A 16,858-nucleotide genomic window follows, 5' to 3' on the forward strand; every position below is an offset into this window, starting at 1 on the left:
CGGTGCAGTGGGGATGGCAGCGGCATCATGCGTGCCGGCTGTGCGGCGCGGTCATGCAGGTGGAAACCGTGGACTACACCGCACCGGACGGCCATGGTCGCTTCGTGACGTACCACCGGGTGAGGCACTACTTCTGCCCTAACGGGTGCACCACGGGGTTTTACGACTTCCGTCGGGCCCACGTGGACGCCGGGCCGGCACACGGGCCGGCATCCGGAGCGCCGGCGCCCCGGCCGGCTCGCGCCGGCAGGCGCGCGCTCGGCTTCCTCGTACGGGGGTATACGGCCGTCGGCCTGCTGCTGCTGTACGTCCTCTTCATGTACGCGGTCGGGGCCATGGCCATGCCCGCCGCGGCTCGGGTCGGGCTGTGGCTGGTCATCACGGGGGCGTTCGCCGGGATCGGGGCGTTGCTCGTGCTGCCGCCCAGGACCGCACCGGCGGCATCCCGGGTGGCGCAGGAGCAGGCGGCTCGGGCTGCGGGCGTCGCCGGAAGGCAACCTGCCGGAGCCGCCCCGCAGGCGGAGCCGGCCCGTCCGGAGCAGGCCCGGGCTGCCGGTGGCCGCCGGCCGGTCGCCGCCACGGCCCGCAAGCCGGGTTCAGATGTTGGAGCGTGACTGGCCCCCGTCCACCGGCAGGCAGGCCCCGACGATCCACCGGGCACGGGGCGAGACCAGGAAAGCCACCACGTCGGCCACCTCTTCGGGCCGGCCGAACCGTCCGGCCGGTATCTCCGTCTCGACGAACCGGCGGATGCCCTCGGGATCGGCTTTCTGACGCCGATCCCAGGAGCCGCCCGGGAACCAAATCGAGCCCGGCGCCACGCAGTTGATCCGGATCCCCTTGGGGATGAGCTCCCGGGCGAGCTGTCGGCCGATGCTGATCTCGGCCGCCTTCGCGGCGTTGTACGCAGGCCGGCCGCCGCTTTCCCGCCCCCAGATGGAGGCGATGAGCACGACGGAGCCGCCGCCCCGCCGGATCATGTAGGGCGCGGCCAGCCGCACCGCACGGGCCGCCGAGACGGCGTTGAGCTCGAAGGCGTTGCGCCACTCGTCGTCCGTCGTCTCGAAGAGCCCCGCTCCCCCGGCCCCGCCGGCGTTGTATACGAGGATGTCGAGCCCGCCCAGCTGATCCACGGTGCTCTGAAGCGCCCGTTGCATCTGCACGGGGTCGGTGGCGTCTGCCGGGATCGCCACCACTCGCGAGGCGCCGCTTTCGAGCGACCGGCGGGCCTCCTCGAGGCCCGGTGCCCGGCGGGCCATCAAGGCCACATGACAACCCTCGCGTTGCAGCGCCGTGGCGATGGCCAGGCCGATGCCCCGGCTGGCGCCCACCACCAGGGCGACCTTCCCTGCGATGTCCAGATCCATGGAGGCTCTCGCTCCTTCCCGGACCGGCCGTCCTCGTGCTCCGGGCCCTGGCGTCGGCGCCTGTCCTCCCCCTCCGCGCGGCATGAGCTCTCGCCTTCCCGGGCAAGCTCTGGCCGGAGGGAGGTGCACCCCCACGATGTGGTGGCGTAGAGCTGCTGCCCTCGCTCTCGCGGCCGGGGCCGTCCGGCTCTGGATGCGCCCCAAGGCCCGGGGCCGCCACGATCGCACCGTCGAACGGCCGAGTTTTCCCCGGCGAGTCCTGAGCCTGCTCGGCATGTGAGGGCGACCGGACGGCAACCTTTACAGTGGGATCTCGTCCTGCAGAAGCTGTACCAGCAACCTGACCGTCGCCTCCGCGTCCCCGAGATCCACGACCTCGCCCGGCGTGTGGACGTAGCGGGTCGGGATCGAGAGGACCGCCGACGGTACGCCGTCCCGGCTGGTATGGATGGGCCCGGCGTCGGTGCCCCCGAAGTCCAGTACTTCCATCTGGTAGGGAATGCCGTGCTGCCGGGCTCGCTCCACCAGCAACTGCCTCAGCCCCGGATGGGTGATGACCGATCGGTCCTTGACCTTGATGGCAACTCCCTGCCCGAGGCTGACGGCCATCGTCCGGGCCTTGGGAGTGTCCCCCGTCGCCGTCACGTCCACGGCCAGCGCCACGTCCGGGGCCACCCGGAAGGCCGCAGGCCTGGCTCCCCGGCTCCCCACTTCCTCCTGCACCGTGAAGACGGCGGTGACCTCGTGGCATGGCCGCTCCAATCGCGCCAGCGCCTCGATGACCGCTCCACAGCCTGCCCGGTCGTCCATGGCCTTGCCGGCCAGGCGCCGCCCGCCGTCCAGGCGCTCGGCCGTCCGGTGGTAGGTGGCCATGGCGCCCACCGACACCTTCTCCCTGGCCCTCTCTGCGTTGGGCGCCCCGATGTCGATGAACATGCGCTCGAGCTTGAGATCCTTGATCTCCTCGAGGTGCTCCGCGTCGACCACGCCCACGGTGCCGTCCTGAAACACCACCCGCTGGCCGAGCAGCACCGCGGGCGAGACGCCCCCGACCGCCGCAAAACGCAGGAAGCCCCGCTCGTCGATGTGGGTCACGACGACCCCGATCTCGTCCATGTGGGCCGCCAGCATGACTTTGCGGGGACGCCCGGAACATCCGCCGTCTCGGGGGCGCTTGACGGCGTACAGGTTGCCGAGGGCATCCTCCCATACCTCATCGGCCAGGGGCTCGACCTGGGCGCGGATCTCCCGGCGCACCGGCGCCTCGTGCCCGGAAGGCCCCGTGAGGTTGGCCAGCCGCTCGATGCGGTCGACGAGAGCGAGGGAAGTCACGTCGTTCGCCATCTCCATGCATCATCCCCGCCGTGAGAAGTCGCGCAACCACGCGCGTTCGCGCATGCGCTGCTCGTGGCCGTTTTGCCACACCGAGGCCAGTGGAGCGTTATGCGGCAGTTGCTCGAGGAAAGCCGACACGAGACGGATGGCCGCCTGTAGATCCCCCAGGTCGGCCACCGCGGCCGGGCCGTGGATGTAGCGGCACGGCACCGACACCGAGGCGGACGGGACGCCCCAGCGGCTGACGTGGATGGGCCCGGCGTCGTTGCCGCCGGCGGTCGTCCGGCGCCACTGGTAAGGGATCCCCTGGCGCTCCGCCACGGCCACGAGTTGTTCCACGAGGGCCGGATGGGCGATGGAGGTGTGATCCATGACGCTCAGCGCCGCGCCCTCGCCCAGCCGGGTCGCCTCCTGGTGGGGTTCGCTCGCAGGGATGTCGGCGCAGGTGGTGCCCTCCAGCACGAGCGCCAGGTCCGGCGCCACCCGGTAAGCGCTGATGGCCGCTCCCCGGGTGCCCACCTCTTCCTGGACCGTGAAAACGGCGGCGACGTCCACCGGGTAGGCGCGCTCGAGCACGCCCAGCAAGACGGTGCACCCTACCCGGTCGTCGAGCGCCTTGCCTCGCACCCGGCGAGGCGTCATCCTCACGAACGGCGTGGCGAAGACCGCCCAGTCCCCCACCTTGACCGCGCGCTCGGCTTGCTCGCGCGAATCGGCCCCGATGTCGATGACGAGGTTGGAGGCGTCCTCCACGCGGCGACGCTCCTCGGGTTTCTGCAGGTGGATGGGTCGCGCACCGATCACCCCGGGCACCCGCTTGAGACCTATGTGCACCTGCCGGCCCGGGAGCACCCGGTCGTCGATCCCGCCGACCTTCTTGAAGCGCAGGGTCCCGTCCGGCTCGACGGAGGAGACGAGCAACCCCACCTCGTCCATGTGCGCCGCCAGCATCACCAGCGGGGCCGGGCCCGGCTCTCCGCCACCGGCGGATGGCGCTTGGGCCCGCTTGATGACCACGACGTTGCCCATGGTGTCCGTCTCGAGCAGGTCCCCCGGGCGCAACCGGGCCCGGACCTGCTCGACGATGGCCCGCCGGACCTCGTCCTCGGCCCCGGAGACCCCCGCCGCTTCGGAAAGGCGCCGCAGCGTCTCGACCAGGCTCTCCGGCGGCAACAGGGACGTGCCTTCCTCACCTGCCAACCGTCGCCACCCCCCAGTCCGAGAGCGCGCCGAGCAAGCCGGCGTCGAGGCCTGCGGCAAAGTGCGCCAGGAGGCGCCCCGTTTCGCGGATGTCCCGCAGGTCCACCACCTCGACCGGCGTGTGCATGTAGCGGAGCGGTACGGAGACGAGCGCGGTCGGGATACCGGCCCGGGCCACCTGGATGGCCCACGCATCGGTGCCGGAGCGACCCGGCACCACCTCGATCTGGAACGGCACGCCGTGCAACCGGGCCGTCTGGTGCAGGCGCTCCACGATGCGAGGATGCATGTTGGCCCCCCAGGCGATCGCCGGCCCCTTGCCCAGCTCCGTCACGTCCGGTTCACCGACCATCCGCTGGCGGGCGAAGGTGACGTCGACGGCCACCGCCAGATCGGGCTCCAGGCCGAACGCGCTCACCTCGGCGCCTCGCAGGCCCACCTCTTCCTGAACCGTTGCGACCGCCAGCACGTCGGCAGCATGGCGCAACTCCGACAGCCGCTGCATCGCCTCCATCAGCACCGCCACGCTGGCCCGGTTGTCCAGGGCCTTGCCGGCGACCCGGTCGCTAAGCAGCGTCACCGGCCGGGCATCGACGCTCACGATGTCGCCGACCTGGATGCGGCTCCTGGCCTCCTCCTCGTCGAGGCCGCAGTCGACGAAGAGGTCCTCCCAGCGCGGAAACTCCTTGCGCTCCTCAGGGGTGGTTAGGTGCGGTGGCTTGAGACCCACCACCCCGGGCACCGGCCCGCCGGCCGCGTGTACCGTGACGCTCTGGCCCATCAACGTCTGGACGTTGACCCCACCCATCGGGCTCACGCGCAAGAAGCCGCCCTTGTCGATCCGGGACACGACCATCCCGATCTCGTCCATGTGGGCGGCCAGCATGACCCGGGGCGCCCGGACGCCGGCGGGGGGTTGTCCCCGGCGCAGCGCGATGCAGTTGCCCAGGCGGTCCGTGCGCACTTCGTCGGCCCAGGCCTGCATCTCTCCCGCAATCAGGCGAGCCACCTCGCCTTCGTGCCCCGAGACGCCGGTGGCCGCCGAAAGCCGCATGAGGCGCTCGGCGAGAGGGTCGGACTGCGCCTGCTCGGTCCCTGTTTCCACGACCATCTCCCGGTATCGAGCCTCCTTCGACCTGCTCTCTCATCGCCCGGCGCGTCGCCCGAAGCTCACAGGTGGATGCGGACCCCGTATCGGAAGTTGCCCTGGCCTTCCCATCCCTGGGTATCCCAGGCCACCTGGTACTCCAGGAAGAAGATCTCGAACTGCCCGCCGATCCCGACGAAGGGCCGCAGTGCGGACGAGCCGGCGCTCGGGTCTCGGGAGAGCCGGTACGAGGCGCCTGCCGCTGCGTACAGCTGCCACTCGTAGAAGTCACGAGTGGAGATCAGTACCAGCCCTGCCTGGACGTAGCTTGCCCGCTCATTCCCCTCCTGTTTCGAATCCAGCAGCACCGTGGCCGCCATCGTGGGACGGAGGTAGATCCTCGCCCCGCCCCCGAGGTTGAACACCTCGACCGAAAGGCGCGCAGGCGCCGGCGGCGGCTCCTGCGCGGCTCGGGCCGGGGCGGGCAGAGCCCACGTCAGGGCAAGGATCCCCGGCACCACCCACCTGGAGATCGCCCGGGCCCACGTCGCCTGCGGTAGACCCCGGCCGCCGCCCACGGGGAGGAGTTGGCGGGGACGGCTGTGAATGAAACGCATCCTGACGGCTCCTTTCAAAGGATAAAGCTTCTCAGCCGGCCGTGCACACCCTTCTCTTCCATCGACCGGCAACGGAAAGGAATGGACGACATCCGGTGGCACACGCCGACATCCTGGCCGGGCCCGTGAGCGAGGCCCTTTACCGGCGCGCACTCGAGGCGATCACCGGGGGAGTCAACAGCCCCTCGCGGGGAATGGAGGCCCTGGGCGGGGGAGCTCCGCCCTTCATCGAGCGGGCAGAGGGCGCCTACCTGTACGACGTGGACGGGCGCGCGTACATCGACTACGTACAGGCGTTCGGCGCGCTCATCCTCGGGCACGCCCGCCCGGAGATGCTGCGGGCGCTGGACGAAGCATCCCGCCGCGGCCTCCTCTTCGGGGCCTGTCATCCCGGAGAGGTCCAGCTGGCGGAGCGGCTGCGGCAGCTGTTTCCCGTCTGCGAAAAGGTACGCTTCACGGCCTCGGGTACCGAGGCGGTCATGACCGCGGTGCGCCTGGCCCGGGCGGCCACCGGGCGGCGGGTGCTGGTGAAGTTCGAGGGCAGCTATCACGGCCACTTCGACGCCGTACTGGTGGGAGCCGGTTCCGGCGCTTCGACGCTCGGGCTCGACGAGAGCGCCGGCATCCCGGAGGGCATCAAGGCGGACGTCGTCACCCTGCCGTACAACGACGCGCCGGCGGCCGAGCGGTGGTTGGAGGCCCATGGCCGGGATGCCGCCTGCGTGCTCGTGGAGCCCATCGTGGGCAACTTCGGCCTGGTGGAGCCGGTGCCCGGCTTTCTCGAGCGGGTGGCCCGGGCGGCTCGAGCGGTAGGGGCGCTCGTGATCTTCGACGAGGTCATCACCGCCTTTCGTTTCCGGCCGGGGCCCGTTTACGTGGAGCTGGGCGTCGAGCCCGACATCGTCACCTTCGGCAAGATCCTCGGAGGGGGCCTGCCCATCGGCGGGTACGGGGCGCGCCGGCACATCATGGAGCTCGTGGCTCCGGCCGGCCCCGTCTACCAGGATGGAACCTGGGCCGGCCACCCCCTGTCGGTGGCGTGCGCGCTGGCCACGCTGGACCTCATCGGGCAGGACGCCGGCCTCTACCGCCGCCTGGACGACCTGGGGCGAGCCCTGGCAGCCGGCGTACGGGACGGCGCCGCGCGGCGGGGCGTACCCCTGGTGGTCCACCAGCGCTGCGGGGCCGTGAGCCTCTTCTTCACCTCCGAGCCCGACGTCCGGGACTTCTCTGGCGTGCGGCGCACGGACGCCCGGGCCTTCGCGCGGTTCGTGCGAGCCATGCTGCGCCAGGGCATCCTGCTGCCCCCATCGCCCTACGAGGTGTGGTTCCTCTCGGCCGCGCATACCGAACGGGAGGTCGAACGCACCATCCGGGCGGTCGACGCGGCGCTCGAGGCCGTGCTCGACGGCTCGTGAGGCGGGCGCCGGCGCCCGTCACGCTGCGGAGGCCTCGCCGACGAAGTAGCGGTAGACCACCAGCCCTGCCCGGCCCAGCACCACTTCCGCTTCGTTTTCCGGGTGGAAGCGAAGGTCCCGGCAGTCGCGGCTCATCAAGGCGATGGCGTACGCCCCCGCCGGCGTCCAGACGATGCCCACGTCGTTACGCACGCCGCGGATGCTGCCGCTCTTGCTGCCCACGACGGCGCCGACCGGCTCCCGGTCCTCCACGCTGTCGGGGTCGAAGGGCAGGTAGCGCCCGATGGAGGGAAGATGCTGCTGGCGGGTCAGGATGTCCAGGATCTCCCAATGGTCGCCTTCCGAGAGGCCGGGGACGGCTGCCCGGTGAAGGAGGGCGAGCAGGCGGGCCATGTCTTCCGGCGAGGTCGTGCTTCGCAGGCCCTTGCGCTGCAGCGGGCCGTATTGCTCCGGCCGTACCTGGAGCTTGCCGGCGAGCAACGTCTGCTCCAGGCCCAGCTGCGCCGCGAAGGCGTTGACCGGCTCCGGCCCGCCGATGCGGTCGATCAGCATGTTGGTGGCCGTGTTGTCACTGACGGAAATCATGAGCACCGCCAGGTCGCGGACGGAGAGCTCCAGACCCGGGGTGAGATCCTTGAGCACGCCCGATCCCCCGACCTGATCCTCGGCCGTGAGCCGGATCCGATCTCCCAGGCTCAACCTCCCGGCTCTCGCCTGCCGCCACACCTCGCACAGGATCGGGAGCTTGATGACGCTCGCAGCCGCAAAGGGCTCACGCGCGCGGTAGCGCAGCGGCTCGGCGCCATCGCGCGGCTGGTCGGCGCGGCCCGGGCGACGCCCCTCGCCCAGCGCCCGGAGCGCCGGGACGTGCGCCCACGCCGGGCTCTCGCCCGGCGCACCGAGCCATGATGCGGCGACCCCGATCGTCCCGCTGAAGGAGGCCTCGAGCGCCTCCAGCTGCTGGATGGCATCTTGCCTCGTCACCGCCGGCTCTCCTCCCGTCCTCCATGCGGACCCCGACCAGGCGCACCGGTTGCGGGACCCTTTGGCGCTCTCCTAGTCGGCCGTGCCCAAGTCTGCCTCCCGCTGCCGCCCGGACCGCGGGTCCGCCTCCGCCAGGCGCTGCAGCAGCCGCACCAGGTAGGGGCTCCGCTCATCGGAGGCGTAGGCCCCTGCCAGCCGCCACACCAGCGGGTAGTGACCGTAAAGGGCGAGCGCCCCCAGGATCTCACCCCGGAGCACCTCGTCGGCCGCGGCGAAGCAGTCGACCAGGCGAGCCACCCCCGCCTCCCCGCCCAGCCGGGCGACGGCTCCGGCGACGCAGAGCCGTACCTCTTCGCAGGGATCCTCCAGAAGCGCAGGCACCCGTTGCTGCAACGAGGGAAGCACCTCGTTGCCGGGATGATCGTCGTACCAGCGCTGGGCGCTCTCCGCCGCCAGCGCCCGGATCTCCGGCTCGGCGTCGGCCACGGCCTCCGCCAGGAGCTCCGGGGCCCACGGGTCATCCACGCCGGCCAGCGCCATCGTGACGAAACGCCGGATACGCCGGTCCGGGTCGCCCAGGAGACGGCCTGCCCTCTCCCGGTCTTCGGCGATGAGCCTTACGAGCAGCTCGGGGAGGGCATCCCATCCTTCGTAAGCGGTGTCCGAGGCCGCTTGGATGGCCACTCTCAGGAGATCCCCGCGAGGGCCGGCTCGTGGCAGTGGGTGCGGTTGCATCGGTGGAACGGCCATGGCTGCGTCGCTCGAGGCATCGCTCAACGGACGGGCCTCCTCTCCCGGTGACGCTCGGGCGCCGGCCGGGCTGCCGCATGCAACAAACGGCCGCCGGAAGGCCCTCGCAGCCCCCGGCGACCGTGCCTGCAAGCCTCTCCCGCCGACTGCGCCGGCCCGAGGGACGATGCGGGCCGGCGCCCGCCGCGACCTGGACTTTCGACGCATGGCGGGACCGGCCCTCTGGGACTGAAGTCCTGCTCTTCCCGCCGTTCAGCCTCTCAGCGCGGCCGCTGCGGCAGCCCTCCGATCCCGCTCCTGCGCGTCGATGACCGCCAGGGCCGCCATGTTGACGATGTCCTCGACCTGGTCGCCCCGCTGCAGCACGTGCACGGCCCGCTCCGTTCCCATGAGCACCGGCCCGATGGTCTCCGCTCCGCCGAGCCGGGCCAGCAGTTTGTACGCCACGTTGGCCGCCTCCAGGTCCGGGAAGACCAGCACGTTGGCCCCTCCGAAAGGTGCCAGCCGCGAGAAGGGGTATTGCTCCTGGAGGATCTCCGGCACCACCGCCGTGTCGGCCTGCATCTCCCCGTCCACCACCAGGTCGGGCCGCTTCTCCTGCACCAGTGCTACCGCCCGGCGCACCTTGTCGGCGAGCGGGTGGCGGGTCGAGCCGAAGTTGGAGAAGGAGAGCATGGCGATCCGGGGCTCGATCCCCAGCGACTGCGCCCGCTGCGCGGTCAGGATGGCGATGTCGGCCAGATCCTCCGCGGTGGGCTCGATGTTGACCGTCGCATCCGTGAAGAAGTAGACGTGGTCTTTGACGATCATGATGTAACAGCCGGCCACGTTGCGGATACCCTCGGCGGGCTTGATGATCTGCAGCGCCGGGCGCAACACCTCGGGGTAGTGGTAGGTCAGGCCGGCCACGAAGGCGTCGGCGTCGCCCATGTGCACCATCATGGCCCCGAAGTAGTTGGGCTGGCGCACGAGCTCCGACGCCTCCCGCAACGTCACGCCCCGTCGCTGGCGCAGCTCGTAGAGCCGCCGGGCGTAGTCGTCGAGGCGAGCGAACTGCCGGGGCCAGACGACCTCGATGCCGTTACGCCGCAGCCCGAGCTGCTCCATCAGCGCCCCCACCTCGGCCTCCCGGCCGACCAGCACGGGCCGGGCGATGCCCTCGTCCCTGAGGATGGCCGCCGCACGGACGATCTTGGGCTCCTCCCCTTCGGAGAAGACCACCCGCCGCGGGTCGCGGGCCGCCTTGACGTGGATGCTCCTCCGCAGCTCCCACCCCTTGCCCATCTTGCGGGCGAGCTGCTGGCGGTACTCCTCCACGTCGACCGTGCGCCGGGCTACCCGGCTGTCCATCGCCGCCTTGGCCACCGCCGGCGCCACCCAGGTCAACACCCGGGGGTCGAGCGGCTTCGGGATGAGGTACTCCGGGCCGAAGCGCAGCGCATCGAGCCCGTACGCCCGCAGCACCGCATCGGGCACCGGCTGGCGGGCGAGCTCGGCCAGAGCCCGCGCTGCGGCGATCTTCATCTCGTCGTTGATGGCCCTCGCCTGCACGTCCAGCGCCCCTCGGAAGATGAACGGAAAGCCCAGCACGTTGTTGACCTGGTTGGGGTAGTCGGACCGCCCCGTCGCCACGATGACGTCCGGCCTCGCCGCCTTCGCCTCGTCGTACGGGATCTCGGGGTCGGGGTTGGCGAGGGCGAAGACGATGGGACGTTCGGCCATGGACCGGACCATGTCCTGCGTCACCACGTTGGCCACCGAGCAGCCGAGGAAGACGTCCGCGCCCTCCATGGCTTCTGCCAGGGTGCGCTTGCTCGTCGGGCGGGCGAACCGCTGCTTGTACGGGTTCATCCCCTCGGTGCGGCCCTCGTAGATGACACCCTTGGAGTCGAGCATCAGGATGTTCTCCCGGCGGGCCCCGAGCTTGAGGAAGAACTCCGCGCAGGCGATGCCCGACGCCCCGGCCCCGTTGATGACGATCTGCACCTCGGCGAACGCTTTGCCCACCAGCTCCAGCGCGTTGAGCAGGGCCGCCCCGGAGATGATGGCGGTGCCGTGCTGGTCGTCGTGGAAGATGGGGATGTTGCAGATCGCCCGGAGCTTCTCCTCGATGTAGAAGCACTCGGGTGCCTTGATGTCCTCGAGGTTGACCCCCCCGAAGGTGGGCTCGAGGGCCTTCACGATGCGAACGATTTCGTCGGGATCGTCCGTGTCGAGCTCCAGGTCGAAGACGTCGACGTCGGCGAACCGCTTGAACAGTACGCCCTTGCCTTCCATGACCGGCTTGCCGGCGAGAGCGCCCACGTCACCCAGGCCCAGCACGGCGGTGCCGTTGGAGATCACGGCCACCAGGTTGCCTTTGGCGGTGTACCGGTACGCGTCGTCGGGGTTGCGGTGGATGGCCCGCACCGGCTCGGCGACCCCGGGAGTGTAAGCGAGGGAGAGATCCCGCTGCGTGGCGCAGGGCTTGGTGATGGTCACCTCGATCTTGCCAGGCCGCCCCCGCTCGTGGTAGGCGAGCGCCTCCTCCGCCGTCACGCGTTTCATGGGCTTGCTGACCACCTTTCTCCATCGCGACGAAACGGTCTTACCGGCCTTGCGCGCAGAGTACGGTATCCATTACGCATACAGGGACTTTCGACGGAGGGCCGGCCACCTCCTGGAAAGCCGGCCGATGGGAGGAGGGAAAAGGCGGTCAGTCTTCGGTGTGATGGTCGAGCGTGCCCGTGCGACGGACGTAAGCTTCAGCTGCCAGGAAGACGGCGACGCCGGCAAGACCCCACCCCGAGCCGCTGGCGAGCAGCCGCCCGAGGAGCTCGCCGTCCGGCAGCCGGCTCAGCCACGCGCTCCACTGCCACGAGCCTTCCACCAGCCATCGCCGCGTCGCCTCGAGCCAGTAGGTCTGGGGTAACACGGCGGCTACCCCTTGTAGCCAGCGGGGCAACACGTCGGGCGGGAAGACCGCGCCGGCCGCCAGAAAGATACTGCCTGCGACGGCCTCGGAGTAAAACTCGCCCCGGCGAGCCGCCAACAGTAGCACGCCCGACAGCCCGATACCCATCGCCGCCGTGGCGCCCACCCCGGCCGCGAGCGCGGCGAGCCCCGCCGGTGTCTGGAGGCCGTGCACCCATACCGGGGCACCGAGCGCGACCCTGACGAAGACCAGGATGACCCCCACCGACAACAGAGCGAGCGCCAGCTTGGCCACCGCCCGCCCGAGCAGGTACCAGACGAGGCTGCGCGAGGCCAGGTAGATGTAGCGGATGGTGCTGTAAAACTCCCGATCCTCGATGACGCACCACGAGGTGCCGGCGAGCACGTACTGCACGACGGTGAAGAACGCCCCGCCCACCATGAGGGAGCCGAAGTAGCCCGTGGTGGTGTCGTGCGCGATGACCCAGTACATGACCACCAGGATCAGGCTCTGCGCCAGCGGCCGCAGGATGGCGTAGCCGGCGAAGAGCCACGGGTCGGCCCAGTTGCTGTCGACTTTCCAGCCGAGCCACACGCCGCCCAGTATCGTGTGGGCCACGCTCCGACGTCTCACTGCCACCGGAGCGTCAGCCTCCCCTCACGCCGCGCGAGCCGCTCCATCACCCGCAGCAGCCACCACGCCGCAAGCAGGAAGACGATGGCCAGCACTGCCAGGATCGCCAGCTCCACGCGCAGGGGCAACAGCGCCATGGCCGCCTCCGGGCCGTAGAGGCCCTGGCGCATCGCGTCCATCCCCAGCGTCAGCGGCACGATCGAGGCCGCCACGCTCACCCAAAAGCCCAGCGCCCGCACCGGGAAGAAAAACCCCGACAACAGGTAGACCGGCTCCTGCATCAAGTTGGAGAGGTGCCACGCCTCGCGGCCGTGCAGCAGGAAGGCAGACGACAGGGACATCCCCAGGCCGTACAGGCCCACCATGCTGACGACGAAGGCCGCTGCCACGCCGGCCGGATCGACGGCCACCAGCGGGATCCGGAACCACGCGACGGCCACCGCCACGATGACCACCGCGCGGATGGTGGTCATGAACAGCCCGCCCGTCGCCATCCCCGCCAGGATGGCCATCATGGGGGCCGGCGCCACGATGTAGGCCTCGAGGTTGCCGCTTTGCTTCTCCCAAAACAACTGACTCGCCATGCTCCACAGCACGTTGAGCCAGTAAGCGGTCATGGCTCCGCCGATGGTCACGAAGCCCAGGTACGCCTCGGGAGCCCGGAGCGAACGGTAGACGAACACGTACGCGGCCGTCCCCAGCACGGGCAGCGCCACGTCGAACAGGATCCACGAAAGGTCCCGGTTGGCGGCCACCACCCGGACGTAAGCCCGCGCCCAAAAGGCCCGTAAGGCCCGCGCCCCGCTCCTCGCAATCCCCCGGCCGGCGCGTCTGCCGGGCCCCGTCGAGGCGTCGGACGGCCCCATCAGCTTTCCCCTGCCCCGTTGGATCCCTCGTCCAGCCTGCGCCCCACGAGCTTCAAGAAGACGTCTTCCAGGGTCGGTTCGGGCTTGTGCAGCTCCAGCACCCGGCCCCCGGTCGACTCGATGGCGCCCAGCACGCCTCCTACCCCCGCGTCGTCGGCGAGCAGGAGGAACAGCTCGACCGAGCCGTCCGAAGGGCGTAACCGCGCGGACACCTGCCGCACGCCAGGCTGCCCGGACAGGATGGTCTCCAGACGGCGGACCGCCCCGTCTCGCTCGCCGTCTCCCGCCGCCGGCGGAAGGGTGGTGCGCAAGCGCAGCATGACGTCGGTGGCCAGCAGCCGCTTGAGGGCAGCCGGCGTATCACAGGCCACGATGCGGCCCCGGTCGATCACGGCCACCCGGTCGCACAGCTCGTCGGCCTCGAGCATGTAGTGCGTGGTCAGCAACACGGTGCGCCCGGGGCGGGTACTCACCCACTCGCGAACGTGGGCTCGGATGGTACGGGCCACCTCGACGTCGAGCCCCAGGGTGGGCTCATCGAGGAAGAGCACGTCGGGGTCGGACACGAAACCCCTGGCAACGTTGAGCCGCTGCCGGAAGCCGGTGGAAAGCCGGCTCATCCGGGTGTCCCGGTACTCCCACAGCCCGAAGGCACGCAAGAGCTCGTCGATGCGGCCCCGCGCCTCGCGGGAGGGGATCCCGTGGAGCTGCGAGAACAGCCACAGGTTTTCCCGCACCGTCAGGATCCCGTACCCCGATACCTCCCCACCGGAGACCACCCCGACCCGCTCCCGCACGGCCACCGGATCGGTGACCACGTCGAGCCCGAGCACCCGGGCCTCTCCGCTGGTGGGCAGCAGCAACGTCGCCAGCACTTTGATGAGGGTCGTCTTGCCGGCGCCGTTGGGCCCCAACAGCCCGAAGACCTCACCGGTGTGAACGGTGAGGTTCACCCGGTCCAGGGCCTGGATTTGCTGCCGGACCGGCCCTCCTTCGCCTCGCCGGCTGCCCGGCCATCGCACCACCCGGCCCTTGCCCTCGCTCACCCGCGTGAACACCCGGCAGAGCGCCCGGGTCTCGATGGCGTAGGGGGTCTCCGTCGATCTTGCCACGCCTCGCCCCCGGCCGTGTTCTGCGCGAACCGGCCAACCGAAGGGTTCGGTTGGCCGGCCGATCATCCTGCTCTGCGAAAAGCCCCTCCGCCCCCGGGACCGGGCCATCCGCGGGCGCCGCTTCGGCTCTCTCTCCTACGCCATGGCCTCGACGGGCGCCCGGCGCCGCTCCAGGCTCTCCACGACCCGGTGGAGCGCCAGTACGAAGGCGGCCAGCCTCAGGTCGATCCCGTACTGCTCGGCGGTGTGGCAGACGTCATCCATGGCGCGGGCCATGATCTGCTCCAGGCGCTCGTTGACCTGACCCACGCCCCAGACCTCACCCCGCAGGTTTTGCACCCACTCGAAGTAGGAGACCACCACACCGCCCGCGTTGGCGAGGATATCGGGGACGACGGTCACGCCCCGTTCGAGCAGGACCCGGTGCGCACCCGACGTGGTGGGCCCGTTGGCGCCCTCCACGATCATCCGCGCGCGCACCTGGGAAGCGTTGCGGCTCGTGATCTGGTTCTCGATGGCCGCCGGGATGAGCACGTCAACGTCCAGAGCCAGGAGCTCCGCATTGGTCAGGTGCTGGATGCCGGGCGCCCGGTAGGTCGCCAGGAGCCCGCCCGACTCCCGGAGGTGGCGCTCCACGTCGTCCAGGTCCAGCCCTCCGGGCCGGTAGACGGCGCCGGAGATGTCGCTGATCGCCTCGACCTTCAAGCCGGCATCGGCCAGGATACGGGCCGCCCAGCGCCCCACGTTGCCGAACCCTTGCACGGCCAGTCTCGTGCTCGAAGGCCGCCAGCCCAGGCGCTCGAGCATGCGCATGGTGACGATGGCCACCCCGCGCCCGGTGGCCTCCCGCCGGCCGACGGTACCCCCGACCGCCACCGGCTTACCGGTCACGATCGCGGGTACGGGGCGCCCCAGGGCCGAGCTGGCCGTGTCCATGATCCAGGCCATGATCTGCTCGTTGGTGTTGACGTCCGGTGCCGGGATGTCCGTCTGCGGCCCCCAGTTGGGGAGCATCAGCAGCGTGTAACCCCGGGTCAACCGCTCGAGCTCCCCCTGGGAGAGCTCGGTGGCGTCTACCTCCACGCCGCCCTTCGCGCCGCCGAACGGCACGTCCACGACGGCACACTTCCACGTCATCAGTGCGGCAAGACCCCGGACCTCCTCGATGCCGACCTCCGGGTGATATCGGATCCCGCCCTTGTACGGCCCGCGGGCGTTGCAGTGCTGCACGCGATAACCCTTGAAGACCCGCCATCGGCCATTGTCCATCCGAACGGGCACGTGCACGGTCACCTCGCGGTCCGGCACGGAAAGCCTCGCCACGAAGTCGGACGGCACCCCGAGCACGCCCGCCGCCCGCTGCACCATGAAATCGGCCAGCCCTACCAGACCCACGTCCTCGGTCTGTGGCTGACCGACTCCCAACGGCTGCCCGGCAGATCGGGTGGTCACACCCACCTTCTCATCCACGGGCCCATCCCCGCCCTCCATCGGCATGCTCCTGCCGCATTCATGCATGTATAGTGTACCCGGTATACAGCGCCTCCGGCCACTCGCGCACACCCGTGCCCGCCGCAGGCGCACGTGAAGGCTCAGCCACCCGCCGGTTTTCTCCCGGGCTTCTTGGCGCGGCTTGGCTTTGCTCCGGTTTGCTCCGTCTTGCGGCCCTGACCCGTTGCCACAAGAGGAGCCGCCTCTCCCCCCTCCTGGTGAGAGTCCTCCCCCATGGCCCACCGCCGGGCCTTCTCGATCTCCGCGGCGTAGTCGTCCTCCTGGGCCACCGGGGTCTCGATGATCACGGGAAGAGCCTGGAAGAAGGGATCCCGGAGCATCTCCACCAGCAAGGCACCCATCCGCCCCTGCCCCAGCAAGGCGTGCCGGTCCACCTGCTCCCCGGCCCCGCCCTTGGAGTCGTTGAAGTGCACGACCCGCAAGTACCCGGCAAACTCCGGGCGACGCACCTCGGCCGCGAACCGCTCGTAGGCCCCCGGCTCCAGCATCCCCGAAGCGAACGCGTGGCAGCTGTCCAGGCAGAAGCCGACCCGTCGCCGGCTCTCCAGTGCTTCATGGATGGAGAGGAGCTCGTCCACCGTGCGGCCGATCTCGCTTCCCTGGCCCGCAGTGTTCTCCAGGAGCAGCTGGCACCGCCCCTGGAAGCGGCGCATGACCTCGTCGACCGCCTCCACCATCCGCCGCCGCCCGATCTCCCATCCCTCTCCCATGTGGCGCCCGCAGTGGACCACCAGCCATGGCGTCCCGTACGCTTCGCAGATCTCGAGCTCGTTGACGATGGAGGCGATGGTCGTCTCCCGCAGCGCGGGGTCCGCGGTGGAGAGGTTGGTGACGTAGGCGGAGTGCCCTACCGTCACGAGCCCTCGCTCCCGGGCCAGCCGGCCCTCTTTCTCCCAGGCGTGGCGATCGACCGCCTTGATGCGGTAGCTGCGGGGGTTCTTGGGAAAGTACTGGAACGCGTCGGCGCCGAGCCGCCCGGCATTGTCCACGGCACGGGAAAAGCCGGCTCCGGTACTGAGGTGGCACCCGATGATCACGGCTGTCGCTGTGGCCTCCTGCCCAG

Annotated in this window: 16 protein-coding genes; 3 read left to right on the forward strand and 13 right to left on the reverse strand. The window is 70.5% G+C overall.

Annotated features, from left to right (window positions below; all coding sequences use genetic code 11):
* Window positions 1-2 precede the first annotated feature (2 nt).
* Window positions 3-614, forward strand: a complete 612-nt coding sequence (locus tag U7230_RS10130) for a hypothetical protein (RefSeq protein WP_324715727.1) — start codon at window positions 3-5, stop codon at window positions 612-614.
* Here U7230_RS10130 and U7230_RS10135 read toward each other — a convergent pair.
* Window positions 597-1,367, reverse strand: coding sequence for an SDR family NAD(P)-dependent oxidoreductase (locus tag U7230_RS10135; protein ID WP_324715728.1), 771 nt, complete (start codon window positions 1,365-1,367; stop codon window positions 597-599). The two genes, U7230_RS10130 and U7230_RS10135, sit on opposite strands and share 18 nt — an antisense overlap.
* A 136-nt stretch (window positions 1,368-1,503) precedes the next feature.
* On the opposite strand from U7230_RS10135, the gene U7230_RS10140 reads away from it, so the two are divergent.
* A complete protein-coding gene (locus tag U7230_RS10140; RefSeq protein WP_324715729.1) occupies window positions 1,504-1,647 on the forward strand; it encodes a hypothetical protein in 144 nt (47 codons plus the stop codon).
* A 20-nt stretch (window positions 1,648-1,667) separates the two neighbouring features.
* On the opposite strand, the gene U7230_RS10145 is transcribed toward U7230_RS10140, so the two are convergent.
* From U7230_RS10145 to U7230_RS10160, 4 genes are read right to left on the reverse strand one after another with little or no spacing between them, the layout of a single operon-like run.
* Window positions 1,668-2,711, reverse strand: coding sequence for a M42 family metallopeptidase (locus tag U7230_RS10145; RefSeq protein WP_324715730.1), 1,044 nt, complete (start codon window positions 2,709-2,711; stop codon window positions 1,668-1,670).
* A gap of 9 nt (window positions 2,712-2,720) precedes the next feature.
* Window positions 2,721-3,902 carry a M42 family metallopeptidase gene (locus U7230_RS10150; RefSeq protein WP_324715731.1) on the reverse strand — a complete coding sequence of 394 codons (1,182 nt, stop codon included), beginning with the start codon at window positions 3,900-3,902 and terminating at the stop codon, window positions 2,721-2,723.
* On the reverse strand, window positions 3,892-5,013 hold the full coding sequence (locus U7230_RS10155; protein WP_324715732.1) for a M42 family metallopeptidase: 1,122 nt from the start codon (window positions 5,011-5,013) through the stop codon (window positions 3,892-3,894). The genes U7230_RS10150 and U7230_RS10155 overlap by 11 nt, the downstream gene beginning before the upstream one ends.
* A gap of 59 nt (window positions 5,014-5,072) precedes the next feature.
* Window positions 5,073-5,606 (reverse strand): hypothetical protein, encoded by a 534-nt coding sequence (locus U7230_RS10160; protein WP_324715733.1) that lies wholly within the window; start codon window positions 5,604-5,606, stop codon window positions 5,073-5,075.
* A 95-nt stretch (window positions 5,607-5,701) separates the two neighbouring features.
* On the opposite strand from U7230_RS10160, the gene U7230_RS10165 reads away from it, so the two are divergent.
* On the forward strand, window positions 5,702-7,024 hold the full coding sequence (locus U7230_RS10165; RefSeq protein ID WP_324715734.1) for an aspartate aminotransferase family protein: 1,323 nt from the start codon (window positions 5,702-5,704) through the stop codon (window positions 7,022-7,024).
* Window positions 7,025-7,042: 18 nt separating this feature from the next.
* On the opposite strand, the gene U7230_RS10170 is transcribed toward U7230_RS10165, so the two are convergent.
* The 8 genes from U7230_RS10170 to U7230_RS10205 all read right to left on the reverse strand — a co-directional run bounded on the left by U7230_RS10170 (window position 7,043) and on the right by U7230_RS10205 (window position 16,832).
* Window positions 7,043-8,008, reverse strand: coding sequence for a serine hydrolase (locus tag U7230_RS10170; RefSeq protein ID WP_324715735.1), 966 nt, complete (start codon window positions 8,006-8,008; stop codon window positions 7,043-7,045).
* A gap of 72 nt (window positions 8,009-8,080) precedes the next feature.
* Window positions 8,081-8,692 carry a HEAT repeat domain-containing protein gene (locus U7230_RS10175; protein WP_324715736.1) on the reverse strand — a complete coding sequence of 204 codons (612 nt, stop codon included), beginning with the start codon at window positions 8,690-8,692 and terminating at the stop codon, window positions 8,081-8,083.
* 318 nt (window positions 8,693-9,010) lie between these two features.
* Window positions 9,011-11,305, reverse strand: a complete 2,295-nt coding sequence (locus U7230_RS10180) for an NADP-dependent malic enzyme (protein ID WP_324715737.1) — start codon at window positions 11,303-11,305, stop codon at window positions 9,011-9,013.
* A 148-nt stretch (window positions 11,306-11,453) separates the two neighbouring features.
* Window positions 11,454-12,311, reverse strand: coding sequence for an ABC transporter permease (locus tag U7230_RS10185; RefSeq protein ID WP_324715738.1), 858 nt, complete (start codon window positions 12,309-12,311; stop codon window positions 11,454-11,456).
* Window positions 12,302-13,171 (reverse strand): ABC transporter permease, encoded by an 870-nt coding sequence (locus U7230_RS10190; RefSeq protein WP_324715739.1) that lies wholly within the window; start codon window positions 13,169-13,171, stop codon window positions 12,302-12,304. Before U7230_RS10190 ends, U7230_RS10185 begins: the two co-directional genes overlap by 10 nt.
* Complete coding sequence (locus U7230_RS10195) at window positions 13,171-14,283, reverse strand: ABC transporter ATP-binding protein (protein ID WP_324715740.1); 1,113 nt, start codon at window positions 14,281-14,283, stop codon at window positions 13,171-13,173. The genes U7230_RS10190 and U7230_RS10195 overlap by 1 nt, the downstream gene beginning before the upstream one ends.
* A 135-nt stretch (window positions 14,284-14,418) precedes the next feature.
* Window positions 14,419-15,651, reverse strand: coding sequence for a Glu/Leu/Phe/Val family dehydrogenase (locus U7230_RS10200; protein WP_404980661.1), 1,233 nt, complete (start codon window positions 15,649-15,651; stop codon window positions 14,419-14,421).
* Between the two features lie 224 nt (window positions 15,652-15,875).
* Complete coding sequence (locus U7230_RS10205) at window positions 15,876-16,832, reverse strand: deoxyribonuclease IV (RefSeq protein WP_324715742.1); 957 nt, start codon at window positions 16,830-16,832, stop codon at window positions 15,876-15,878.
* Window positions 16,833-16,858: the final 26 nt, after the last annotated feature.

It is taken from the genome of Limnochorda sp. L945t (assembly GCF_035593305.1).
Classification (GTDB): Bacteria; Bacillota; Limnochordia; order Limnochordales; family Geochordaceae; genus Carboxydichorda; species Carboxydichorda subterranea.